The sequence below is a fragment of the Rhizobium sp. NRK18 genome (assembly GCF_024385575.1).
Taxonomy (GTDB): Bacteria; Pseudomonadota; Alphaproteobacteria; order Rhizobiales; family Rhizobiaceae; genus JANFMV01.
In genome coordinates, this window is sequence record NZ_JANFMV010000001.1 from 3,983,143 (window position 1) to 4,007,628 (window position 24,486).

20 protein-coding genes are annotated in these 24,486 nt (G+C 63.2%); 6 read left to right on the forward strand and 14 right to left on the reverse strand.

The window, feature by feature from the left end:
- Positions 1-3: 3 nt before the first annotated feature.
- The 5 genes from NN662_RS18915 to NN662_RS18935 all read right to left on the reverse strand — a co-directional run bounded on the left by NN662_RS18915 (position 4) and on the right by NN662_RS18935 (position 7,008).
- On the reverse strand, positions 4-1,092 hold the full coding sequence (locus tag NN662_RS18915) for a glycoside hydrolase family 105 protein (RefSeq protein ID WP_261931753.1): 1,089 nt from the start codon (positions 1,090-1,092) through the stop codon (positions 4-6).
- Positions 1,093-1,118: 26 nt separating this feature from the next.
- Positions 1,119-3,614, reverse strand: coding sequence for a hypothetical protein (locus NN662_RS18920; RefSeq protein WP_261931754.1), 2,496 nt, complete (start codon positions 3,612-3,614; stop codon positions 1,119-1,121).
- A gap of 225 nt (positions 3,615-3,839) precedes the next feature.
- The gene (locus tag NN662_RS18925) at positions 3,840-4,898 is read right to left on the reverse strand and encodes a LacI family DNA-binding transcriptional regulator (protein WP_261931755.1); all 1,059 of its coding nucleotides are present in this window, start codon (positions 4,896-4,898) and stop codon (positions 3,840-3,842) included.
- A 92-nt stretch (positions 4,899-4,990) separates the two neighbouring features.
- Positions 4,991-6,352: a sensor histidine kinase gene (locus NN662_RS18930; protein ID WP_261931756.1), complete on the reverse strand. Its 1,362-nt coding sequence runs from the start codon at positions 6,350-6,352 to the stop codon at positions 4,991-4,993.
- Positions 6,349-7,008 carry a response regulator transcription factor gene (locus NN662_RS18935; RefSeq protein WP_261931757.1) on the reverse strand — a complete coding sequence of 220 codons (660 nt, stop codon included), beginning with the start codon at positions 7,006-7,008 and terminating at the stop codon, positions 6,349-6,351. Before NN662_RS18935 ends, NN662_RS18930 begins: the two co-directional genes overlap by 4 nt.
- 137 nt (positions 7,009-7,145) lie before the next feature.
- On the opposite strand from NN662_RS18935, the gene NN662_RS18940 reads away from it, so the two are divergent.
- The 5 genes from NN662_RS18940 to NN662_RS18960 are packed head-to-tail and all read left to right on the forward strand — an operon-like array spanning position 7,146 to position 11,442.
- Entirely contained in the window at positions 7,146-7,424 is a 279-nt protein-coding gene (locus tag NN662_RS18940; protein ID WP_261931758.1) for a PepSY domain-containing protein, read from the forward strand.
- Between the two features lie 40 nt (positions 7,425-7,464).
- A complete protein-coding gene (locus tag NN662_RS18945) occupies positions 7,465-7,800 on the forward strand; it encodes a hypothetical protein (protein ID WP_261931759.1) in 336 nt (111 codons plus the stop codon).
- Between the two features lie 32 nt (positions 7,801-7,832).
- Positions 7,833-8,303, forward strand: coding sequence for a DUF2271 domain-containing protein (locus NN662_RS18950; RefSeq protein WP_261932036.1), 471 nt, complete (start codon positions 7,833-7,835; stop codon positions 8,301-8,303).
- An 18-nt stretch (positions 8,304-8,321) separates the two neighbouring features.
- Complete coding sequence (locus NN662_RS18955; RefSeq protein ID WP_261931760.1) at positions 8,322-10,520, forward strand: PepSY domain-containing protein; 2,199 nt, start codon at positions 8,322-8,324, stop codon at positions 10,518-10,520.
- On the forward strand, positions 10,501-11,442 hold the full coding sequence (locus NN662_RS18960; RefSeq protein WP_261931761.1) for an FAD:protein FMN transferase: 942 nt from the start codon (positions 10,501-10,503) through the stop codon (positions 11,440-11,442). The genes NN662_RS18955 and NN662_RS18960 overlap by 20 nt, the downstream gene beginning before the upstream one ends.
- An 87-nt stretch (positions 11,443-11,529) precedes the next feature.
- Here NN662_RS18960 and NN662_RS18965 read toward each other — a convergent pair whose 3' ends face one another.
- From NN662_RS18965 to NN662_RS18990, 6 genes are all read right to left on the reverse strand, one after another.
- A complete protein-coding gene (locus NN662_RS18965; RefSeq protein WP_261931762.1) occupies positions 11,530-12,882 on the reverse strand; it encodes an alpha-glucosidase/alpha-galactosidase in 1,353 nt (450 codons plus the stop codon).
- 16 nt (positions 12,883-12,898) lie between these two features.
- Positions 12,899-14,557: an ABC transporter ATP-binding protein gene (locus tag NN662_RS18970; RefSeq protein ID WP_261931763.1), complete on the reverse strand. Its 1,659-nt coding sequence runs from the start codon at positions 14,555-14,557 to the stop codon at positions 12,899-12,901.
- 19 nt (positions 14,558-14,576) lie between these two features.
- Entirely contained in the window at positions 14,577-15,698 is a 1,122-nt protein-coding gene (locus NN662_RS18975; protein WP_261931764.1) for an ABC transporter permease, read from the reverse strand.
- Positions 15,698-16,705, reverse strand: a complete 1,008-nt coding sequence (locus NN662_RS18980; protein ID WP_261931765.1) for an ABC transporter permease — start codon at positions 16,703-16,705, stop codon at positions 15,698-15,700. Before NN662_RS18980 ends, NN662_RS18975 begins: the two co-directional genes overlap by 1 nt.
- A gap of 116 nt (positions 16,706-16,821) precedes the next feature.
- Positions 16,822-18,867 (reverse strand): ABC transporter substrate-binding protein, encoded by a 2,046-nt coding sequence (locus tag NN662_RS18985; protein WP_261932037.1) that lies wholly within the window; start codon positions 18,865-18,867, stop codon positions 16,822-16,824.
- 148 nt (positions 18,868-19,015) lie between these two features.
- Positions 19,016-20,476 (reverse strand): alpha-glucosidase/alpha-galactosidase, encoded by a 1,461-nt coding sequence (locus NN662_RS18990; protein ID WP_261931766.1) that lies wholly within the window; start codon positions 20,474-20,476, stop codon positions 19,016-19,018.
- Between the two features lie 205 nt (positions 20,477-20,681).
- On the opposite strand from NN662_RS18990, the gene NN662_RS18995 reads away from it, so the two are divergent.
- Positions 20,682-21,524 (forward strand): AraC family transcriptional regulator, encoded by an 843-nt coding sequence (locus NN662_RS18995; RefSeq protein ID WP_315972614.1) that lies wholly within the window; start codon positions 20,682-20,684, stop codon positions 21,522-21,524.
- A gap of 28 nt (positions 21,525-21,552) precedes the next feature.
- On the opposite strand, the gene NN662_RS19000 is transcribed toward NN662_RS18995, so the two are convergent.
- Genes NN662_RS19000 through NN662_RS19010 form a run of 3 tightly spaced genes read right to left on the reverse strand, consistent with a single transcriptional unit; the run spans position 21,553 to position 24,292 of the window.
- Positions 21,553-22,431, reverse strand: coding sequence for a ribokinase (locus NN662_RS19000; RefSeq protein ID WP_261931768.1), 879 nt, complete (start codon positions 22,429-22,431; stop codon positions 21,553-21,555).
- A complete protein-coding gene (locus tag NN662_RS19005) occupies positions 22,428-23,303 on the reverse strand; it encodes a MurR/RpiR family transcriptional regulator (RefSeq protein ID WP_261931769.1) in 876 nt (291 codons plus the stop codon). Before NN662_RS19005 ends, NN662_RS19000 begins: the two co-directional genes overlap by 4 nt.
- Complete coding sequence (locus NN662_RS19010; protein WP_261931770.1) at positions 23,300-24,292, reverse strand: sugar phosphate isomerase/epimerase family protein; 993 nt, start codon at positions 24,290-24,292, stop codon at positions 23,300-23,302. The genes NN662_RS19005 and NN662_RS19010 overlap by 4 nt, the downstream gene beginning before the upstream one ends.
- Positions 24,293-24,486 lie beyond the last annotated feature (194 nt).

Consider the following 24,486-nt stretch of genomic DNA (forward strand, 5'->3'; position numbering starts at 1 on the left):
CGTTTAGACGCCGGCCATCTCCGTTTCCATCATCACCCGGACCAGAAGCAGCATGACCAAGGCCTGGCCGTAGGGTGCGGGAACATTGGGGATCTGTCGGTAGAAGTCGAGCGAATGGCCCATCGGCGTGCCGTCGGAAACCTCGAGCACGATGCCGTTGTCGTCGATGCGGGCGAGTACGGCGTCGAGCGCCTTGTCGGCCGCCGGCCGGAAGCTTTCATCGAGGAGACCGAGGTCGATGCCGCGCAGGATGCCGTAGGCGATCGCCGCCGTGGCCGATGTTTCCGGGGGGGAATCCGGATCGCAGACCAGCGTGCAGAACATGCCGTTGTCGCGCTGGTTGGCGACCAGCGTCCTGACCTGGGAGGCGAGGATGAAGGTGAGATGGCGGCGCAGATGATCCGGTATTTTCGACACAAGGCTGAAGAGTTCCGGAATGGCGACGGTGATCCACGAATTGCCGCGCGCCCAGAAGGCGTTGGCGAAATTGTGCCGGCCATTGAAGGTCCAGCCGTGATACCAGAGCCCGGTCACCGGATCGGCCAGATAGCGCTCATGGACGATGAACTGGTAGAAGGCTTCCTCGATCCAGTCCTGCCGGCCAAAGCGCTCGCCGGCGCGGGCGAGAAACAGGCAGGTCATGAACAGCGTGTCGTCCCAGAGTTCGCCGTCATTCATGCGTTCCTTGACGACGTGCTGGAAGCCGCCGTCTTCGGTTCGGGCGAGACTGTTGACCAGCCAATCGGCCCAATCCTTGACCAGAGCCTCCCAGTCGGGACGGTCGACATGGTCGATCAGCACGGAAAGCGCCAGCATCGGCGAGGAGGAGTTGACCTGGCGCGGCGGCAGGCCGCGGCCGATCTGCCAGTCATACCAGCGGGCGATCGCCGCCATCAGCGACTTGTCCTTGACCGCTTCTGCATGCCGGATCAGGCCATAGATGCCGACGCCGACTTCCCAGTCCCATTCATCGAACTGCAGTTCATACATGCCCTCGTCGATGGCGGCGGTTTCGTTCATGCCCTTCAGGCGGGCAAGGCCCGTCGCCACGCGGGAAAGGGTTTCGGATAGAGTGTCTCGGTCGATCGGCATCGGCAGTCCTGTCAGCAAGCACTTGGTCAAAACGAGAAGGCGTCGATCTGCCGGACGGCGGGATCGAGGCTTCTGTTGGGAAAGATGTATGGCGTCGCGCCGCGCGAAAGGCCGGCGCTCCAGTCAAGCGTAAGTTTCTCCTGACCTTTTCGCTCAAGGACGAGGCTGTTTCCGGCTTGATTCAGGGAAAGCGTCACGCCGGCCAGATGATCGATGAAGGCGGCGTAGCCGGCCTCGCTGTCACCCTCGCCCATCAGCGCGACCCAGCCGCAGCGACGGCCGGCAGCGCGGAATTCGATGCCGGCGCCCGGACCCTGCGTGACCGCCTCGATCGGCGCAGTCGCCGCAATCGCGGCAAAGCCGCGGCCGCCCTTGAGCACGATCCAGTTGCCGTGACGCTCTACCCTGTCGAAGCCGTTGGCCTCGACATAGGCATGCGTGAAGGTCTGGCGGGCGTCGTCGCCGAGGTCGAAGAGGAGAAGAGCGGCATTCTCGTATTGCGCGGCGCGCGGCATCGAGCCGTTGCCGGCCCAGTAGGACGGACGTTGGCCGCCCCATGGATCGTCCTCGCCCGGATGGTTGATCCAGGCGCGCGCGAAGGGATTGGATGCAAAGCGCAAGTCGACGATGTGCTGCTGATGGCCTCGTCCGCCGGGCTTGCCGTCCATCATCGACGAAAGCTGCACGGCGGCGGACTTGTAGAGCGCCAGCCGCGCCGCCTCGTCATGGCCCTGCACGTAATGCGCCGTCAGCGCCTTGCCGGGATCGGGTTCAACGACGTTCAGGGCCGCCTCCGGCGGCTCGTAGGCTCCGGCGCAGAACATCGGCAAGGCGGCAACGCCGTCGTTCAGCCAGCCCTTGCCGAAGGCAACGGTGGCAAACGGGGCGAGCTCGGTCAGCGGACCGGCCCGCAGCTCCTTGTCATAGGCGCGTCCCATCGTGCCGGCGGGCACGCCTGCAAGCGTATGAAGGCCGATCATCACCATCAACCGGTCCAGCAGCGCTTCGGCGCGCGCCTTGATCGAGCCGCCGGCCATGTGCTGCAGCGCCAGAAGGCCGATGAAATCGATCGGGTAATAGGCGGCGGAGTTCCATTCGGCGAGGCCGTGGCGCTCGACGGAATCGAACCACTTGCCGAGGCGTTCCTCGCCGAGCCGTGCCTGCTCGGCCCCGCTTCTGCCCGAGCAGCGGAACGTCTCGTCCGGCAGAAGCCGGCCGGCAAGATATTGCGAGACGTGGAAGCAGAGCACGTGGTTCTCGCTCCAGAACCACATGACGTCGTTGCCCGGTTCATCGACCCAGTAGCGGTAGTCGAGGATGGCACGGCGGACCTTGTCCTGAAGATCTTGCGGCAGGACCTGACCGTGGTCCGCGTAGAGCCAGAGGAGCGGGACCATGACAAAGTCGGAGCAATCGCGCCGCTCGTCGATGCCGGCAATCGTATCGGCGAGAATGTTTCGGAAGACGTCATCCACCGGCTGGCCAAGCGACATCATCGCCAGCGCCCGGCCGATCCGCGCTTCGCCTTTCGCCGCCGCGTGACGAAGTGCCGCCTGCTTGCGCTCGGCAAGCGGGCGCTCCGACATGTCGAGGAAGGGTTCGGTGAAGGTCGCAAAGGCGATGTGGCGGGCCACCCGGCATTCACCGACGGAAAATGTCAGATCGAGCGGATGATAGCCGTCCGGCAGCGCTTCGGCGCCCGGCAGGTCCACATGCGTGGCGCCGGCGTTCAGAACGCCGCTCGAATCGAGAAGCGGCGGCGTGTGCCGCATATGCACGCTCGGCAGAACCTTGGCATGAACCGTCACGTCGACGGCAGCCGGGCGACCGACCTTCAACCGCAGGCGACCGTCGGTCACATGCATCGGCTCCGGATGAACGTCGGTCGCGAGATCCTTCAGCAAGGCGATGGTGTCGCCAGAGACCGCGACAGGCAAGCGGACAATCAGCCTGTCCGCCTCGAGCGAGGTCAGCTCGAAATACCAGAGCGCGTCACGCTCGGCGAGCTCCTCGGTCAGCACCAGGACCTCCGACCCGCCCGCCTTCAACGGCAGATGGATGACGGTTTCGGATTCGCGGTTGCGCTGAAATGGCTCGAACACGGCGCATTCGGCGCCATCCACCCAGATCCGCACGCCGCCGCAGGTCGCCAGCCGGAAAGCGTGATCCCCGGCTTTCTCGGGAACGATCGTCGTCTTCAGCCAGCGCGCCAGCCGTGTCGGCCTGTGCCAGAACCCTGAAAAATCGACCCGACGGTTGAACCCGGGGAGATAGAGGCTGTCGACGGGAAAATCGACGTTGGGTTCGACCTTGCGGGTCTTGATATCCTGCCACAGGGCAATCCGGCACGGCAGGTCGCCGACGTCGATGAAGCCGTTGATGAAGCGATAATTGACGCGATCCTCGGCAAGCGCCGGCTGGCCGGGATAATACCATGCGTCGATCGCCGACATGGCCCAGGCCGTGACAGTCTCGCCGCGGCTTACCTCGAAACCGGCGTCTTGCTTTGCGAATTTCGTCATCTGGGGCTCGGGCATGAAAAAGTCTCTATCGGCGATACTGGATCAGTTGAATGAAGACGCGCCGACCAAGCCGCACTCTCCCTTCGTGAAAATATTTCTATTCACACATGCGTCATGCCGAAGTCATGCACGCGGGGAAATGCACCATAAGGACGCGAAAATACTTCGCGATGGACAATTGGTCATCGCAATCTGAATTGCAAACTAAAAATTATTTTCACTCGATCAGGCGCGATGCAGGGCGCCCGCACTTTCCCGTTCGACAAGACGGCAGCCGAGTTCGATACGCGTGGCCGGCTTGACGCCGCCGGCGCTCGACAGGCGCTGTTCAAGGACCTGCATCGTGGCGGCCGCCAGTTCATCGAGTGGCACACGGATGGTGGTGAGCGAGGGCTGGGTCAGGTCTACGGGCGCAACGCCATCGAAGCCGACGACGGCAACGTCTGCCGGAATGCTGAAGCCGAGCGCCTGCAATTCGCCAAGCGCGCCGATCGCCAGATTGTCGGCGGCACAGAAGACTGCCGTGAACCCGTCGAGCCCGCCATGCTCGGCGACGAACGCCCGCAATGTCTGCCGGGCATGCGCCGGCTCATAGCCGTCGGTATAGAGAACGCGGCCCTGGTCGGGCGGCAATCCGTTCTCCGCGAATGCATCGCGAAAGCCATCCTCGCGGCGGAGAATGGTGCTGCGGCCCCGCCATGTCAGGTGCAGGATGCGGCGATGGCCACGCTCGATCAGCCATTCGGTGGCAAGCCTCGCACCGTAACGGTTGGCCGGGGCGACGGTATCGACCTTCATCGACGGATCCTCGCCGTTGAGGAGCGCCACGGCCATTTCGCTGGCCGTCAGCCCTTTCAAAAGCTTCGGACTGTCATCGTAGACGACGACGATGCCTTCCGCACCGGCCGCCCGAGCGCCCGCGATGATTTCCGCGGCATCGAGTTGCGGCGAGCCGTTATGGGCGACGACCCGAATGCCGCGCGCCTCGCACTCGCGCGAAAGCGCCGTCAACAGGGTCCAGGAGACGAGATTGATGTCGTTGTGGGGAAGATTGCCCGGCGGCACCGCAAGATAGAGCGTGCTCAGGGAGGCAATGGCGCCCTTCTGCTGGCGCTTCGCCAGGTAGCCGAGCGCTCGGGCGGCCTCCAGAACGCGGGCGCGCACCTCCTGCGAAATCGGCGCCGTGCCATTCAGGACATGCGAGACGGTGCTGACGGCAACCCCTGCCTCTCGCGATACGTCCTTGATGCCGACTTTGCGCGGCTGTCGTTTCTCGGATGGCACGTCCGCTGTTTCCTCGCGTCACTTCAGTTTCGGCTGCATATCATAGAGAAAGCGGGAAGACACCAACAGGCCATATTTCATGAAGGCATCGATCAAGCGAGGGGGAGCCTGACCTTGACCTCCACGCCACCGTCGCCGACGGATCGTGGCGAGATCACCTCCAGCGTCGCCCCGACGCGGTCGGCGATGGCCTTGACGATGGCAAGCCCGAGACCGGTGCCGCCGATCCTGATATTGCCGCGCTCGAAGCGGCGCATCAGCCTGTCCATCGCTTCCGGCGGCAGGGGGGCGCCGTCATTGGCGAAGGTCAGCAAGCCGTTGGTATCCAGTGTCACTTCCACCGGGCGATCCGCCGCACCATGCTTCAATGCGTTTTCCACGAGATTGCGCGACAGGATTCCGACCGCGTCCGGATCGAGCGGCGAGAGCACAGGGGTCTCCGGCAGGGTGAGGTCTATGCGCGTTTCTCCCATGCGCTGGAAGTCCTCGACGATCATCGCGACGACCGTCCGCAGGTCCGACGGTTCGTCCGCCCGCAGCCGCCCGCCTTCGGCGCGGGCGAGCTGCATCAGCTTTTCCGACATCCGCATCAGGCGCTTCAGCGTCGTCTCGATCTCGTTGACCCGCCTCGCCGTCAGTTCTTCCTTCGTCTCCGAGCGAATGCGTTGCGCCTGGGCGATCGCGCCGGCGACGGGCGTGCGAAGCTCGTGCGCGGCATTGGCGGCAAAGGCGCGCTCGGCGTTGAAGGCTGCCGACAGCCTGTCCATCAGCTGGTTGACACTGGCCGAGATCGGCAGGAGTTCCGTCGGCAGACCGTGGTCAGGCAAGGGCGAGAGGTCCTGCGCGCCGCGGCTCGCCAAACCTTGACGGAGGGCACGAACCGGCTTCAAGGAGTAGCGGACCGCAAACAGGATCGCGAGAAGGCTCAGGGGAATGACGACCAGCAGCGGCAGCAGCAAGCCGATCAGCATGCGGTGGGACAGGTCGCGGCGATGGTCCAGCGGTTCCGCAACCGCGATCGTCAGCCTGCCATCCGAGGTCACGTCGTAATAGAGGCGATGGGTTCGGGTGCTGGCGAATCCGACCGCCGACATCGGCGGAAAGATCGAGGGGTCGGCGCCTTTCGAAGCGATCAGGACCTGGCCCGACCGGTCCTCGACGACGAAGGTGACGTCCTCGCCGTAGCGGGCTTCGCGGGCGCCCCGCAGATCGCCCTCGTCGTCGCCGTCATCATCGTCTCCGCTCACGTACTTCTTCGCATGCCCTTCGCGCAGGTCGTGGCGGGCGATCGGAAGGATGCGCTCGGCGGTGGCCTTCAGCCCGTCGTCATAGACCGTCTCCATCTCCTCGTTGAGACGATGGGCCGTGACCGCCGCGGCGGCGAGCCACAGCAAGGTGACGCAGATGCCGATGACGATCGCCAACCGGGCCTGAAGCGACGAGACCAGCCTCATGGGCGGCCCAGCCGGTAGCCGAGACCGCGTTCGGTCTCGATGACGCTTGCGCCGAGCTTCTTGCGCAGGCGGCTGACATGCACCTCGATCGCATTGCTTTCCACCTCCGCGTCGAAGGAATAGAGCCGCTCCTCCAGCTGCGCTTTCGACAGCAGCTGACCGGGGCGCTGGACGAAGGCTTCGAACAGGACCCATTCGCGCGCGGTCAGCACGACCGGCTTGCCGTCGACCCGCACGCTGCGACCGGCGAGATCGATGGTGATCGGTCCAAGGGCAATGATGGGATTGGGATTGCCGGTGTAACGGCGCGCGACCGAGCCGATTCGGGCGGAGAGTTCGGCCAGATCGAACGGCTTGACCATGTAGTCGTCCGCGCCGGCATTCAGCCCGGCAATGCGGTCCGTGACCTGATCCAGCGCCGTCAGAATGATGACCGGCGTCACGTCGCCGCGCGCCCTCAGCGTCTTCAGGAACGGAATGCCCAGGCCGTCGGGCAGCATCAGGTCGAGAAGCACGAGATCGTAGGTCGCGGCGGCCAGCGCATCGCGGGCCTGATCAAGACGCGTCATCCAGTCGACGGAATGACCGTCGGCCGCAATCTGGTCGCGGATGGCCGCACCCAGCGCCGCATCGTCTTCGATCAACAGAACCCTCATCGCCCGCTTTCTCCTTTTGCCGTCCTTTCTAGTCCACTCGCCACCTTACGGGAAGCTGAAGCAATGCGTTGGCGACCGTCAGGTGCCTGTCAGGCTGACCGGCGATTGATCATCCCGACAACGAGAGGACGTGATTGATGAAAACCGGCATCCTGCCCGCCGTCGCCATGGCGATCATGGCAGCAACATCCGCACAGGCAAGGGACGATTGCGAGCAGCCGACCCGCGACTGGAAGGGCCGCGACGCCGTTCGTGCGCTGGCGGAAGAACGCGGCTGGCTGCTGAGGCGCATCAAGATCGATGACGGCTGCTACGAGGTCTACGGCCAGGATGAAGACGGCCGCCGCTTCGAAGCGAAGATCGATCCCGTCACGCTCGAGGTTATCGAAATCGAGGAAGGCCACGGTCATCGCTGACCGCGCCTTCCGGCACCTGTTCAACACCGAGGACCAGATCATGAAACACACCAAACTTGTTCTTGCCGGCCTCGCCGGCGCGGGAATCATCGCCCTCTTTGCCAGCCAGGCGCAATCCTTCGACGGATGGAAGCATCTCGGCATGCGCACCGGCCTCTGGCAAGCGGAGGATCACGATGGGCGCCGTCATCACGACGGCGACGATGATCATTACGCGGCAAACGACTGCCGCTACCAGGGCGACGAGGGCGACGAGGACGACGACGATGGCGACGGCGGTTGCGGCAATCCGGGCACGCCGATGATGCAGCCGGCAAACCCGCCGGCCAACGGCCTGTTCACGCCGGGCAGCAAGCCGCGCGTGCAGATCAACTGATCCGGCGACAGACGAAGGAGACTGGAATGAGATTGAAATCGCTACTGGCCGCTCTGGCCGTCACGACCGCGCTCACCCTGCCCGGCATCGCGTCTGCCGGCCAGGTCACCCTGACGACGAACCTGCGCGACTACGGCGGCAACGGCGCCTATCTCGCCTATTACCTGACCGACCCGCAGGGCAACTATGCCGGCAGTCTCTGGATGGCCGGTGGCCGGTCGCGCTATTACCAGCACTTGAGCGGCTGGTACCGTGCGACCGGTGGCAACACGGCCGAGATCAACGGCATCACCGGCGCCAGCGTCGGTTCCGGACAGTCGTTGAAGATCTCGCTCGATCTGAGCGACGCCCTGTTCGATGCCGGCTACAAGCTGCACATCGATGCCGCTGCCGAAGACATGCGCGAGAGCCCCAACGAGATTGTCGTGCCGCTGACCTCCGCCGGCGCGGGCAAGGCCATTTCCGGCACCCGCTACATTTCCGATTTCACGTATACGCATTGATATTGAAGGACTATTGCCATGATCCGGTCGCTCCACCGCTGGTTTGGGCTGATCGCCGCCGTGCTGCTCGTCGTCATCGCGACGAGCGGCGCCGTGCTGTCAATCTTCCCCGCCTCCGAGGCGCTCACCACCCCTGCCGCGCAACAGATCAGCGTCGCCGAGCTTGCGGCGCGGGTCCAGTCGGCTGAGCCTTCGGTGGAGCAGATCAAGCGCGCACCCTCGGGCCGCGTGACAGCCTATTATTTCAACGGTGACCAGCCGGTCTCCTCGGTCATCGATCCGGCAACCGGCCAGCCGGCCGGCAATGCGGACCAGTCTTCCGTCGAGCGCTGGCTCGTCAATCTGCACCGTTCGCTGTTCCTCGGCGACAACGGACGGATCGCGACCGCGGTTGGCGCCATCGCCATGCTGCTGCTGACCGTTTCGGGCCTGTTCGTTCTCGCCCGGCGCTCCGGCGGGTGGCGGCATATCTTGAAGCCCGCCAAAGGGCACGGCGATGGCAGGCTGCATGCGATCGTCTCGCGCGCCGCGCTCCCCGGCCTATTGCTCTCCTCCCTGACGGCGCTCTGGATGTCGGCCGCAACCTTCGGCCTCCTGCCGGAAGGCGCGGACGGACCGCCCTTCCCGGCCGATGTCAGCGGCAAGACCGGAATACCGGTCGGGTCGATCGCGCGGCTGCAGGAAACGCCTGTCGATGCGCTCGTATCGCTGAACTTTCCCGCCAACGGCGATGCGACCGATGTCTACACTCTGACCACGGATGCGGGCGAAGGCTATATCGACCAGGGCAACGGCGCCCTGCTCGGCTGGCAGGACGCAAGCTTCATCGATCGGGCAAGTGCGCTCGTCATGATGCTGCACACCGGCCGGGGTCTCGCCTCGCTCGGGCTGCTTCTCGGCCTGTCGGCGCTCTCCGTTCCGCTGCTGAGCTGGACCGGTATTGCCGTCTGGCTGCGGGGGCGTACCAAGCGTCGTCCGAGTTCAGTCGCGGCCGGCCACGCGGATACGATCATTCTCGTCGGAAGCGAAGGTGGATCGACCTGGAGCTTTGCCGAAACGCTGAGAGAAGCACTGACGAGGGACGGTCGCCAGGTGCATGTCGGCTCCATGTCGCACTTCAACCCGGCGCGCTGGCACAAGGCGGAACGCCTTATCCTGTTCGCCGCCACTTACGGAGATGGCGAAGCACCGGCATCCGCGAAGGGATTTCTCGACCGCTTCCGGGCAATGCCAGCCGCGCAGCACCTGCCGCTTGCCGTTCTCGGCTTTGGCGACCGGAGCTTCTACCACTTCTGCGGTTACGCGAAGACCGTCGCCGAGGCGGCGGAGGAAAATGGCTGGCCGGCGCTCATTCCCTATGAGACGGTTGACCGGCAATCGCAGCAGGATTTCGCCCGCTGGGGCCGGCAGCTCTCGGAGGCGCTCGATCTCGACTTCGAACTCAATCACCAGCCGGAGGTTCCTAAGACCTGGGGGCTTCAACTTGCATCCCGCCGTGACTATGGCGCCAGCGTCCAGGCAACAACGGCGATCCTACGCTTCGATCTGCCGAAGGTCTCCTTCTGGCAGCGGCTGACCGGCAATGCCGCACCCGATTTCGAGGCTGGCGATCTGGTCGGCATCGTGCCGGAGGGATCGGCCATTCCACGCTTCTATTCGCTGGCATCCGCATCTCGGGACGGCTTCCTGGAAATCTGCGTCAGAAAACAGCCAGGCGGCCTCTGCTCCGGACAGCTCACCGCGCTGGAGCCCGGCGACACGGTCTCCGCCTTCGTCCGGCCCAATCCGGGCTTCCGTCCTGCAGCCAATCGCAAGCCGGTCATCCTGATCGGCGCCGGCACCGGCATCGGACCGCTGGCCGGGTTTGCCCGCGCCAACAACACCCACAAGCCGATGTTCCTTTATTTCGGCACCAGGCATCCGTCGAGCGACGCTCTTTATGAGGAAGAGCTTGCCGACTGGCAGAAAGATGGCCGGCTGACGGGCGTTTCCACCGCATTCTCGCGGACGGCCAGCCCGGCCTATGTGCAGGACCTCATCCGCAGGGACGCCGCCAGGATCGGCAAGCTGATTGCTGCCGGCGGACAGGTGCTGGTCTGTGGCGGCCGCGAGATGGCCGCCGGCGTCGCCGCGGCTCTTGCAGACATCCTGACCCCGCACGGCGTGAGCCTCGTGACATTGAAGGCGGAGGGCCGTTATGGCGAAGACGTTTACTGATTTCACCCGGTACGCGCTGAACGGCCCGACCATGGGAACGCGCTGGTCCGCACTCTTCCACACGCCGAACGGCTTCGACGCCAGAGAGGCCGAACGGGCGATGGCGGACGCCGTGAACGCGGTCGATCGGCAGATGTCCACCTGGAAGCCGGAGAGCGACATCAACCGGCTCAATGCGGCACCAACAGGCGACTGGCTGGAAATGCCGGCAGACATGATGGAGGTTCTGGCCGCTGGCCTTGCGATCGGCCACGCCTCCGGCGGCGCGTTCGACATCGGCATGGGCGATGCTGTGACCGCTTGGGGGTTCGGGCCAGAGGGGGCAAGCGAGGCTGCGATCCGCAGTGCCCGGCTTGCGGAAAGGCATTCAGCACATGAGATACTGGAACTCGATATCCCAAACGCGAAGGTGCGCAAGCACGCTCCGATGCGCTTCGACCTCAACGGTATCGCCAAGGGGTACGGCGCCGACCGGCTGGCGGCAGCGGCTGCCCGGCTTGGAATCACTGCGGGCCTGTTCGCCATCGACGGCGAACTCGTCGGCCGCGGCGCTCAGCCGGACGGCTCGCCCTGGACGGTCGCGGTGGAGAGGCCCGACCTTGGCCAGCGGACGCCCCACTCCATCGTCGAACTCGACGATGCGGCAATCGCCACCTCCGGCGACTATCGCCACTGGGTTGAGGTCGGCGACCGTCGGCTTTCGCATACGATGGACCCGCGCCTCGGCATGCCTCTGACCGGCGCGCCCGCCTCCGCGACGGTGATTGCCCGGGACTGCATGAGCGCCGACGCCTGGGCGACGGTCATGATGGTGCTCGGCGAAAAGGATGGACGGGAACTGGCCGAACGGCTTGGCCTTTCGGTGCTGTTTCTGCATCGCGATCAGGTGGAGGGCAGAGGGTGCGGCGCGTTCGCAGCCTGACGCGTTATTCGTAAGATTTCACTTACGGAATTCCGGTGACGGGCCGGGATCGGGAGGAGCCGCAACCGGCTCCTCCCTTTGCTTTGCTCAGCCGCGGGCCCAGGCCGGAAGCCATTCGCCGTGCGCCTTGAGGAGATCGTTCGTAAGCGACCAGATCTGGTCGAGATCAAGCTCGGCGGCGGTGTGCGGGTCCATCATCGCGGCGTGGTAGATATGCTCGCGGTTCTCCGTCATCAGCGCCTGGACGGTGAGTTCCTGGACGTTGATGTTGGTGCGGATCAGCGCGGTCAGCTGCGGCGGCAGCGCGCCGATATAGGTCGGCTGGATGCCGCTCGCGTCCACCAGGCAGGGCACTTCGGCGGCGCAGTTTGCCGGCAGCGAGGTGATGCAGCCATTGTTGCGGACATTGCCGTAGATGACCGAAGGTTCGCCGGTCCAGACCGAGTTGATGATCGACGAGGCATATTCATGGCTCGGCTTCACATCGATCGTGTCCGCATCCTTGTATTCCTGCGCCTGGGATTTCCAGCGCTCGATCTGCTCGATGCAGCGCTTCGGATATTCGTCGAGCGGGATGCCGAACTTCTCGATCAGGTCTTCGCGGCCCTCCTTGATGAAGTATGGCGTGTACTCGGCGAAATGCTCGGAGCTTTCGGTGACGAAATAGCCGAGGCGCGTCAGCATCTCGTAGCGCACCTTGTTGGGGCAACGCGGGTTCCAATGGCTGGGCTTCGGGAAGCGGCCTTCGCGATAGCCCTTCAGCAGGTCCGGATAGAGGTTCTTGTAGCTACCGTCCGGCTGGCGGTGCTCGAACTTCAGATAGAAGGCCATGTGATTGATGCCGGCGGCGCGGTAACGGATCTCGTCGAGCGGGATGTCGAGATCGCGGGCGAGTTCGTAGGCCGTGCCCTGTACCGAGTGGCAGAGGCCGACCTGCTTTATCGTCGGATATTTCTCGGCGATCGCCCAGGTGTTGATCGCCATCGGGTTGACGTATTGCAGCATGATGGCTTCGGGGCAGACCGCCAGCATGTCTTCGCAGATCTTCCAGAGATGCGGGACGGTGCGCAGGCCGCGCATGATGCCGCCGACGCCGAGCGTATCGGCGATCGTCTGGCGCAGGCCGTATTTCTTCGGCACTTCGAAATCGGTGACGGTGCAGGGCTCGTAGCCGCCGATCTGGAAGGCGACGACAACGAAATCGGCGCCCTCAAGCGCCTTGCGCTGGTCGGAATAGGTCTCGACCTTCGCCTGGGTGTTGAGCGTCTTCGCCAGCTTGCCGGCGACGATCTCGCTTTCGGCCAGCCGCTGCGGGTTGATGTCCATCAGCGCGATCGTCGCGCCGGAAAGCGCCGGGCGATGCAGGAGGTCGCCGATGATGTTCTTCATGAACACCGTCGAGCCGGCACCGATGAACGTGATCTTGGGTTGTCTAGACATACGGGTCTCCACGGGATCAGGCAGCAATGTCGAAGGCTGCCCTGACGAGTTTTTCTGTGTATTCGGTTTTCGGATTGGTCAGAACTTCATCGACCGGGCCTTCCTCCATGATCCTGCCATGCTGCATGACAATGACCCTGTGGCAAAGCGCCCGGACGACCTTCAGGTCGTGGGAAATGAAGAGGTAGCTCAAGCCTCTTTCGTCCTGAAGTTTTCTCAAAAGCTCGATGATCTGCGCCTGCACCGACAGGTCGAGTGCCGAGGTTGGTTCATCGAGGAGAACGAATTCCGGCTCCAGCGCGATGGCACGCGCGATCGCGATGCGCTGGCGCTGGCCGCCGGAGAATTCATGCGGGAAACGGCTGGTGATGTTGTCCGGCAGCCCCGAGGCGATCAGCGCCTCGCGCACCCGGTCCTGCCGCTCCTTTCGGCTCGTACCGATATTGTTGACCACGAGGCCCTCGCCGATGATCTGGCCGATGGTCATGCGCGGGTTGAGCGAGGAGAACGGATCCTGGAAGACGATCTGCATGCGCGAGCGCAACGGCCGCATCTCATCGCGGTTGCGCTGATGGATCGGCTGTCCGTCGAAGAAGATTTCGCCGCCGTCATTCTCGATCAACCGGGTCAGCGCCTGGCCGAAGGTGGTCTTGCCGGAGCCGGATTCACCGACGAGGCCGAGCGTCTCGTGGCGGCGAAGCGTCAGCGACAGGCTGTTGACGGCAATCAGGTCATGCGTCGTCGGCTTGAAGATGCCGCCGCCCCTCAGCGTGAAGGCGACCCGGACGTCGCGTCCTTCGAGGATGATTGGCTGGCCTGCCTCAAGCGGCTTGGCCTTGCCGGTCGGCTCGGAGCCGAGCAGATGGCGGGTGTAGGCATGACGCGGATTTTCAAACAGCGTCGCCGTCCTGTTGTGCTCCTTCAGCTCGCCCTTCTGCATGACATAGACATAGTCGGAGAACTTCCGCACCACGGTCAGGTCGTGGGTGATCAGGATCACCGCCATGCCGTGCTTCTTCTGGAGGTCGCGCAAGAGGTTGAGGATCTGCGCCTGCACGGTCACGTCGAGCGCAGTCGTCGGCTCGTCGGCTATCAGCACGTCCGGATTGTTGGCGAGCGCCATGGCGATCATCACGCGCTGGCGCTGGCCGCCGGAAAGCTGGTGCGGGTACTGGTCGACACGCAGTTCCGGCTGCGGGATCTGCACTTCGGCAAGCAGCTCGACGACCCGCTTGCGCGCGGCCGACTTGCTCATTTTCTGATGCGCACGGATGGCCTCGGCGATCTGGCTGCCGATCGTGTAAATCGGGTTGAGCGAACTCATCGGTTCCTGGAAGATCATGGCAATGCGGCCGCCACGAAGCGCGCGCCGCTTCTCGCTCGAAAACTTCAGGATGTTCTGGCCATCGAGAAGCACGGAGGCATTCGGGTTGACCGTCGCGCGCTTTGTCAGCAGGCCCATGATCATCCGCGCCGTCACCGACTTTCCGGAGCCGGATTCGCCGACGACGGCCACCGTCTCGCCGCGATAGAGCTGCAGAGATATGTCACGCACGGCTTCCACAGAGCCGTGTTCTGTCTTGAATGTAACGCCCGCATTACGCACGTCGATGATCGGCTTGTCGCCTTTTTCGTCCGCATCGAAACGTATTGCCGGGATCAGATCTTCGGTCATGGCTCGTCCTCCTTCCGGCTCAATAGGGATCGATCGCGTCGCGCAGACCATCGCCAAGCGCGTTGAACGCAAAGACGGTGACGAGCACGAAGCCGACCGGTGTCAGGATCCATGGGTAGGAGCCGATGACCGAATAGTTGGCGGTATCCTGCAGCATGAGGCCCCAGGAAATGAGCGGTGGTTTCACGGCAAAGCCGAGGAAACCGAGGAAGGATTCCAGCAGCACGACCGTCGGGATGGCGAGCGTCACGGCAACGATCACATGGCTCATGACATTCGGGAAGATGTGCTGGAAGATGATCCGTCTGTCGGTCGCGCCGATCGCCATCGCCGCCTTCACATATTCGATGCGGGCGAGCGCCAGCGTCTTGCCGCGCACCTCGCGCGACATCTGCGCCCAGCCGAGCGCCGACATGACGATGATGACGAAGGCGAGGAACACGTTGGTCGGCGCGGTGACCGGAATGAGCGAGGTGAGCGCCAGGTAAAGCGGCAGCTGCGGGAAGGCGAGAACCAGTTCGACGAAGCGCTGAATCCAGGCATCGACGGCGCCGCCGAAATAGCCGGAAATCATGCCGATCGTCGTGCCGACGACCGTGACCACGAAAACCACCGTCAGCGCGATCATCAGCGAGATGCGCGAGCCGTACATGGCGCGCGACAGCACGTCGCGGCCGAACTTGTCGGTGCCGAGAATATGGATAGGCTTGCCGCCGACCGAGCCGAAGAGATGGGTCTTCATCGGAATGATGCCGAGCAGCTGGTATTCGAAGCCCGAAACGAAGAAGCCGAGCATGCGCGGATTGTCGTAATCGGGGCCGCTGATCGGCTGGAAGGTGACCGGGTCCAGCTCGTCACCATCGACGATCGGATAGACGCGCGGGGAGACGAGATTGCCGTCCTTGTCGTGGATCGCAATCGATTCCGGCGGCATGTAGGCGCTGTCGGTCAGCTTCGGATCGACGGGAGACAGGAAGCCGGCAAAGACGGCCATGAACAGAAGCAGCGCCACGAGGATGAGGCCGAGCATGCCGGTCAGCGAATGGCGCAAACGGCGCCAGACGAGCGCGGCGTAGCTCTCGCTGCGGCCGGCTTCCTCAGGCACGTCGTTGTCGAGGGTGGATTCGGCGGGTGTGAGCATCAGCGTGCGCCTCCCAGTCTGACGCGCGGATCAAGGGCGGCGAGCAACATGTCGGCGATGATGTTGCCGACGATCAGAGTTGCCGACAGAACGAGCATGAAGGTCGCCGTGACATAGACGTCGCCGACATACATGGAACCGACGATGGCCGGTCCGACGGTCGGCAGGGCGAAGATGATCGCGACCTCGATTTCGCCGGTCAGCATGTAGGGCAGAACGACGCCCTGATACATGACCAGCGGATGCAGGGCATTGGGAACCGCGTGGCGCATGATGACCGCGCTTTCCCGAAGGCCCTTGGCGCGCGCCGTCTCGACATATTGCGCATTCAGCGTGTCGAGCAGATTGCCGCGCATGACGCGCATGTTGTAGGCGAGGCCGCCAAAGGTGGCGATCGCGACCACCGGCCAGATGTGGCTGACGAGATCGACGAATTTTCCCCATGACCATGGCGCGCCGCCGTAGCGGGGCGAGAAGAAGCTGCCGATCTCGCTGACATTGAAATGGAAGACCAGGACATAGACCATGATCAGCGCCATCAGGAAGCGCGGCACGGTCATACCGAGGAAGGCGACGCCGGACAAAAGCGTGTCGACCCAGCTGTACTGGCGCGTGGCGGCCATGATGCCGAAACTGATGCCGAGGATGGATGCGAAGATGTGGCAGGTCAGCGCCAGCAGCAACGTGCGCGGCAGGCGCTCGGCGACGACGTCCGCCACCGGCTTGTTGTAGTAGAGGCTGGTACCGAAATCGCCATGGGTGACGATGCCCTTGATCCAGTTGACGTACTGCACCGCCATCGGCTTGTCGAGGCCGTGCTCGACGGCATAGGCCTTGGCCTGTGCGTCCGCCTGCTCGAAGGAAGCACCGCCGAGATTGATCAGCTGCGAGCGGATGTAGTCGCTGTAGTCGCCGGGTGGGGCCTGAATGATCGCAAACGTCACGACGCTCAGGACAAAGAGGACCGGTATCGCCGACAGGATGCGGAGGATAAGAAATCGGATCATTCATGCGCTCCTGCAAGAAGGGTGCTGTCCATGGTCAAGGATCGTGTCGCCCTGGTTGCGCAATCCGCACCCCTCCCCGCCGGAGCGGGAAAGGATGCGGCGCTGGGAGGTAGTGGTTACTCGGTGATTGCGCCTGCACCGCCGGGCTTGCCCGGAAGCGCATCCTTGTGCAGTTCGTAGCCGCCCTGCTTGTCGGTCGGCACATAGAGCCGCTCGCGCATGATCGCGCCTTCCGCCCAGTTGAACATGAAGATCGGCGCTCCGTTCGGGATATTGGCGAACCGCTTGTTGATGATCAGGGCACCGGGATACTCGACCAGGCCAACGGTGTTGACGTTGGTCGTGTAGACCTTCTGGTATTCCTTCATCAACGTCGCCTTCTCCTCCGGATCGCTGGAGGCGATGAACTTGTTGACGATGTCGACCAGCTGCTTTTCGAACGGCATCAGGTCAAGCTCGTCCTTGCCGTTGGCACGGTGGAACCAGCTGGTACGCGGGCCGGTTGGTGCCAGCTGCGGCGTGTTCTGGACGACGGAGGCCAGTTCGGCATTGGTGCGCAGCACCATCCAGTCGAACTTGCCGCCATAATTTGCCTGATCGCGGTTCTTGCCGTCCTGGGAATTCAGAACGACCCGAATCCCGAGCTTCTCCATCTGGCCGATCACGCCTTCGGCGAGGTTCTTGTCCGTGCCGTAGGTGTTGTTGACCAGAAGCGAGATCTCGACGTCCTTGCCGCCGGCAGTACCGGCCGGGAAGTTGACGATACCGTTGCCGTCCGTGTCCTTCAGGCCGGCTTCCGCCAGCTCCTTCTTGGCGCCTTCGAGATCGAAGGGGTAGTACATGGTCGACTCGCGGTCGTAGAAGTTAGAGCCGGACAGGATGCCGCCAGGATAGGTGGCGACGAACGGTCCTTTCACCAGTGCCTCGCCGAGCTTCTTGCGATCCATCGCCATGGTGACGGCCTTGCGGAAATGCTCGTTGCGGTTCAGTTCGCGGACGGCCTGCTCGCGCTCGTCCGGATCACCCCAGCCATTGCCCGAGAAGTTCATCATCAGATTGTAGCCGATGAGACGGGGACCGAAGGCGAGACGCGCCGGAGCGTTCGGCTCGGCCGCACGTTTCAGCGAGGAGACGAAGTTTTCCGGCTGTTCGAGGTTCGACAGGTCGGCCGAGCCGGCAACGGCCTGCACGTCGCGGTCCGCCCAGGTCGACAGCTTGTAGTGGACCTCGTCGAGATACGGCAGCTGATTGCCCTTCTCGTCGACCTTCCAGTAGTAGGGGTTGCGACGCAGCACGATGATGTCGTCCGGCCGGTATTCGACGGGAACCCATGCGCCCATGACCGGGAAGTTCATGTAATCCGGCGGGAAGGCGTTCTTGTACTGCTCGTAGGTGTTCTTCGAATATTTCGGATGCTGCGGCTGCAGCATGTGTGCCGGGCCGGGGCAGAAGGTGCCGTAGGCCATGTTGTAGAGGAACTGTTTCGGGAAGGCGTCCTTGAAGGTCCACTCGATCGTGTACTTGTCGATCGCCTTCAGGGTCGTGCCCTGGCCGAAGGTTTCCTGCGTCGCACCGTTCAGCGGATAGACGTTCGGATCGAGAACGTTGTCGTTCCAGTAGAACATCACGTCATCGGAGGTGAAATCGACACCGTCCGACCACTTGGCCCCTTCGATCAGGTGCATGGTCAGCTTGTGGCCGTCGGACGACCATTCCCAGCTCTTGGCAAGGTTCGGCAGCGGCTCCAGTTCGTCGGCCTTGACCTCAAACAGCGGGCCGGTGCGCGTCAGGCACTCGTACATGCCGATATCGATGCCGCCCCAGCCCTGGTTCTGGCCGGCGCTGTAGTTCCAACCCTCAGGCCGGCCGCCGATGACGTGGCGGAGCGTGCCGCCATAAACGCCGATACCGTCCGGCATGTTGCCGGTCTTGTAGACCATCGGCTCCTTCGGCAGACGATCCTTGACCGGCGGCAGCTTGCCCGTGTCGACGAAATCCTTCGTCATCCATGCGGGCTCGTGATATTCCGGCAGCGCCTTGAACTCCAGGATGTCATTGATGCCCACATACTGGACCTTCGTCTGCGCCGGGAAATCCGGCGCGGCCGGAACTGGCTGCAGATCGGAGGCCCGAACCTGGACTGTAAGGGCGGCGGCGCTCATAAGCAGTGCCGCGGTCAGCTTGAGATATCGGCTATTCATCTTCACTCCCCTGTTTGACGTTGACGGTCTTGCCGTCGCCAAGTGTTCGGCGCTTCCATTGTCAACGGAAGGCCTGGGCGGTTCCTCCAACCGCCCATCCCTTTGCGGCCTAGCCGGCCTTGCGTTCCTGCCTTGCGGCGCGCAGTTCCTCGATCGAGCGCACCTCGCGGCGGGCAGAGCCCTGCCAGTCGCGTGTCTTCACGGTCGCCTTCGACAAACGTTCCTTTGCCGCCGGAATGGCATCGGCAAATTGCGGTAGCCAGCGCGCCTGGGCGACGAGCATCTCGTCCACCATCTGCCAGACCTCTTCCGGCGTGCAGATCGCGCCGACCAGCGGATCATGAAGAACGGCTTGCTTCAGCAGTTCGACATCGCCGGTGACGGCCGCGTGAACCGACATGCGCTGAACATTGATCGAGGCCATGCAGGTGGCGGCGGCGGCTTCGGGCAGCGTGATGCCGGCCGCCATGTTGATCCCGAAGCGGTCGACGAAGCCCGGCGACTCGATGATCGCATCGGACGGCAGGTTGGTGATGACGCCTTTGTTCTTCTGGTTGAAGTGGCCGCGATAGACCCGGCCCGTCTCCAGGGCCTCGAGAATGTAGCTGGCATGCTCGTTGGAACGCTTGTACTGGCTGAAAGGACGCTTGGCGCCTTCCAGAACGCTCGGGAACTCGGTTTCGAACCAGTTGCGGTTCTCCGTCGTGTAACGCAGGTAGCCGCCGGTCTCGCCGTGAATCCAGTCGGACATGTCAATCCATTTGGCGATCTCGTCCGGGCGCTTGCGATACCACGGAAGGTATTCCGACAGATGGCCGTTGCTTTCGGTCGAATAGACGCCGAAGCGCTTCAGCACGTCGATGCGGACCTTCTCCTGCTGGCTGATCACCGGATGGCGCTCGAAGGCCGCGACCAGTTCGTCCTTGCCGACCTTGCGACCCTTGACGCGAACGTCGACGAACCAGGTCTGATGGTTGATGCCCGAGCAGATGAAGTCGAGATCGTCATGGCTGACGCCGAGCACTTCGGCGATCTGCTCGCCGCCGTGCTGCACGCCGTGGCAGAGGCCGATCGTATCGACCTTGCCGTATTCGATCGCAGCCCAGGTGTTCATGACCATCGGGTTTGCGTAATTCAGGAAGCGGGCGCCCGGCTCGGCGACTTCGCGGATGTCCTTGCAGAAATCGAGGATGACCGGGATGTTGCGCTGACCGTACAGGATGCCACCCGCGCAGATGGTATCTCCGACGCACTGGTCGATGCCGTATTTCAGCGGAATGCGGATATCGTCCGCATAGGCCTCAAGCCCGCCGACACGCACGCAGGATACGATATAGCGCGCGCCTTCGATCGCCTTGCGGCGGTCCGTCGTTGCGCTGATGCGCACCTTCAGGCCACTCGCCTCCTTGATCGTGTTCAGCACCTTCTCGATGAGGGAGAGATTATGCTCGGATATGTCGGTGAGCGCGAATTCGACGTCCTGAAATTCAGGAACGGACAAAATGTCCGAAAACAGCTTGCGCGTGAACTCGACGCTGCCGGCGCCGATGATCGCGATCTTGAAACTCATGGGGCTCTCCATCCTCTAAGCCCGACAAAGCAAAGCCTCTCCCGCCGGCGCCAGCTATCCGGCACGCGGTTCTCAAGAGCCAGATTGTCGGCAACTCCTCGTTCTTCGCCGTTGAATATGCCAAGATTTGATGAGATGAAAAGAGGAGCATTATGCTATTGAGGGTAAAATTGTGCTGCAGGAATTGATCGCCCACGGCGAGGACATGCGGAGTCTTTCCGTCGTCAGGTCGCGCGTCAATCTTCATACCATGCCGACCAGTGCAGGCTATGAAGTGCGTGAAAATACTAACTATTCCTGGGACGGACGGTTGCGCGGCAACACCCCCTTTACCGTTCTCCAGCACACAATCAGCGGTCGCGGATCGCTGCGCTACGAGAACCGCGACATAAAGATTCATGCGGGTGAGACGCTTCTGGTCATCATTCCCCACAATCACCGCTACTGGCTCGAGAAGGGCGACCGGTGGGAATATTTCTGGATATCGATGAACGGCATCGATGCCCTTCGCATTCACGAAACCGTTCTCAATGCCCACGGTCCGGTTCTGAAGCTGAAGTCGAAGACGATCGATCGCCTCGCCAACTGCACGCTGCGGCTTCTCAAGGGCGAAGCCGAGACGCCGGGTGCCGCCTCGGCGATTGCCTACGAAGCGGCGATGCATCTGCACGACGACGTCTTCGGCCCCTCGGACCGGGTGCTGAAGGAGCAGAACTCGATCACCCGGACGATGGAACACATCGCCGCCAATCTCGGCGCCGACCTCAGCGTCGATGTACTCGCCTCGGTCGCGGGGCTGAGCCGGGCGCATTTCTCCCGCAGCTTCGCGTCGATGACGGGCCTGCCGCCTGCCGAATACGTGCAGCAGCGGCGCATGCGCCGCGCCGCGCGGTTGCTTACCGCCAACCGCGAGATGAGCATCAAGGAAATCGCGGCGCTGTGCGGCATGCCGGAGAACAACTACTTCTCGAAGGTCTTTCGCAAGGCCTACGGCATCAGCCCCACCGAATTCCGCACCAACGGCATGTATGCCTCGGCCGACAAATGAGCCTGGGCGCGACCTGAACCCTGCCTCTTCAGCGGACCCGGCCGACGAGGTCGGCGGCGGCCTTGTTGGCGGCAATCAGGGCGCCTTCGATCTCGTCGCCCTGCAGCAGCCGCGCGGTCATGACGCCGATGAACTCGTCGCCGGCGCCATGCGTGCTGACGACTTCAACCTCGATCGGCGGGACGGTGCCGCTGAGCCCCTCCCGGCTGGCGAAGGCCACGCCGCTTCCACCGGCAGTGACGACGGCCACCGGAAATGAGCCTGCCAGGACCCTTGCGGAAGCCAGCGTCTCATCGAGCGTCCCGATGTCCGGCCCGCCGGCAATTGCCTGCGCTTCGAGGGCGTTGACAACGAGGATATCGACCAGCGCCGCCAGCTCCGGAGAGAGCGCCCGTGCCGGAGCGGCATTCAGAACGACCCGCCCTCCGGCCTTCTTCATCGCCTTGGCCGCGAGCACATTGGCGCCATCCGGCACCTCGTTCTGCAGGACGAGGATATTGTCTGCGGCGAACAGCGCCGATGCGGCTTCGACGTCGTCCTCGCCAAGCTTCAGATTGCTGCCCGACACGATGACCGCCCCATAGTCGCCCTCGGCATCGAAGATGGCGACGCTCATGCCGGACCCCTCGCCCACCAGCACGCGGACATGGCTGCGATCGACGCCATGGCGGTCGAGATGGTCGAGAAGCGCGTGGCCGAACGCGTCATCCGCCACCGCGCCGATCATCGCCGAGGCAACGCCCTGCCTGACAGCGGCGACCGCCTGGTTGCCGCCCTTTCCACCGCAGGCCGGGTGCCACGAGGTGCCCGTCACGGTCTCGCCCTTGCGCGGCCGTCCGGGGCCCTTGACGATGATATCGTAATGCAGGCTGCCGAAGACGACGACGGCCGGGCGGAGGTCGCTCATGAAAACTTGTCCTTCCGCTTTGACGTGACGGCACTCATGGTCTTTTGCAGGTTCGCTTCCGCAGCCTCGTAATCGCGCTGGGCGACGGCAACGAAGACGGCATCCAATATATTGAGCTGGGCGATGCGGGCGGCGGCGTTCTCGCCCATCAGCGGCGACCCTTGAGCGGTCGAGCAGAGCACGACGTCGGCATGCTGGGCCAGCGGCGAACTGTTGTAATTGGTCACGGCGATGGTGCCGGCACCATTGCGCCGTGCGAGCTGAAGCGCCTCGATGACGGCAACCGTGTTGCCGGAATGCGAGAAGGCGATCGCCACATCGCCTTCGCCAAGCAGCGCCGCCGACATCAGCATCATGTGGGCATCGTCATGAACGCTCGTGCGCACGCCGATCCTCAGGAACTTGTGCGCGACATCGCGGGCGATCTGCGCAGAACCGCCAATCCCGTAGAAATCGCGTTGCCAGGCGTGATGGATGAGATCGGCGGCACGGTCGAAGGCACCGATGTCGATGATCGACAGCGTCTCCTCCAAGGCCTGCGTCGCGGTCTGGAAGACCTTGCGGATGATCTGCTCGGAGGTGTCGCCCGGGGAAAGCTCCTGGTGCATCTCCGTGGTCGGCAGTTGCCTGTACTGCGCAAGGGCTGACCGGAACTCGCGATAGCCGGCAAAACCGAGCTTCTTGGTGATCTTGACCACCATCGCTTCCGAAACTCCCGTCTGGGTGGCAATATCCTTCAGCGCCGTCGCGTCGTTGAAGTCTCGCAGCGACAGGACCGTCTCGACGACGCTTGCCTCCAGCGGCGTCAGCTGCGGCATGCGCATGCGGATGCGCGGCCCGACGCTCCTGATGTCGGATAGATCAGCGCTCACCGTCCGGCTCCGCCAAACATGAGCTCCTGAACGATGGCCTGCGCAGCCACTGCATCCTGGCGCTCGATCGCATCGCCGAGCCGGTTGTCCCGCTCCATCCGGTCGACCACCTGTAGCATGCGCTTGACCGTTTCGATGTTGACCTCGCATTCGCGCACCGGATCGAGGCCCGTCATGTCCGGGAAGGTGTCGAAATAGATGGCGCCGTCGTAACCGTCGCGGCGGATCTGCCGCAGCAGTTCGATCGTCTGCAGCGAATGGACCGCACCGACCATCAATCCGTCGTCGCGCTTGGCGTAACCGTCATTGAGATGGACACCGAGGAGACGGCTGTGGCGGGCGATCATCGCGGCCGCGAAGGCCGGCTGTTCGTCGGCATAGAGCACATGCGCGAAATCCAGCGTCACACCGAGATTTTCTGCGCCCACCTCGCGGATCGCCAGCAGGGTTGTCGCGCAATCCGGCAGCAGACTGTAGCTGCGCGGCTCGTTCGGTTTGTACTCGATCGAGATCAGGCAGTCGGGATCATGCGCACAAACTTCACGAATTCCATCTATCTCGTGTTGCCAAAGGCGATCATAATCCGCCTGGAAGGCATAATCGAACCCGTCCTGACCAAGCCAGATGGTCATCAGGTTTGCGCCTGCCTCGCGGGCTGCATCAATGCCTGCCTTGGTGAGGTCGATCGCCTCACGACGGACACCGGCATCCGGATGGGTGAAGGCACCGAGCTTGAAGGCCGGATTGGTGTAATACCGCATGGCAAAGCCGTTGATGTGCAGGCCGAGATCATCAAGCTTGATGCGTAGATCGGATGGCTTCTCGGCGACGTGATCGGGATAATTGAGATCCAGGTCCGTCAGCCCTTTCACCTTTGCCGCCCGCGCCGCCATCTGCAGCATGGACGGCTTGCCCTTCAGATCCGGCCATTCACCGGCGGGGTTCGAGGCAAAGGAGTTCAAACGCGTGGTAAAACGCAGACCGGACATCAGCTATCATCCCTTCGATATCTTCATGCCCTTTCTTCACAGCATTTTCTTTATTTGTAAAGTAAGAAGATTTGGAAGCCGCTTGCGGTCCTGCGGTTTCGAGGATGCTCGCGCCCAGAAATTGGGCACGCACAAAAATCGTACATGCGCCATCTGCGACGTATTGACATATGCTAAAATTGGATGAAATGATT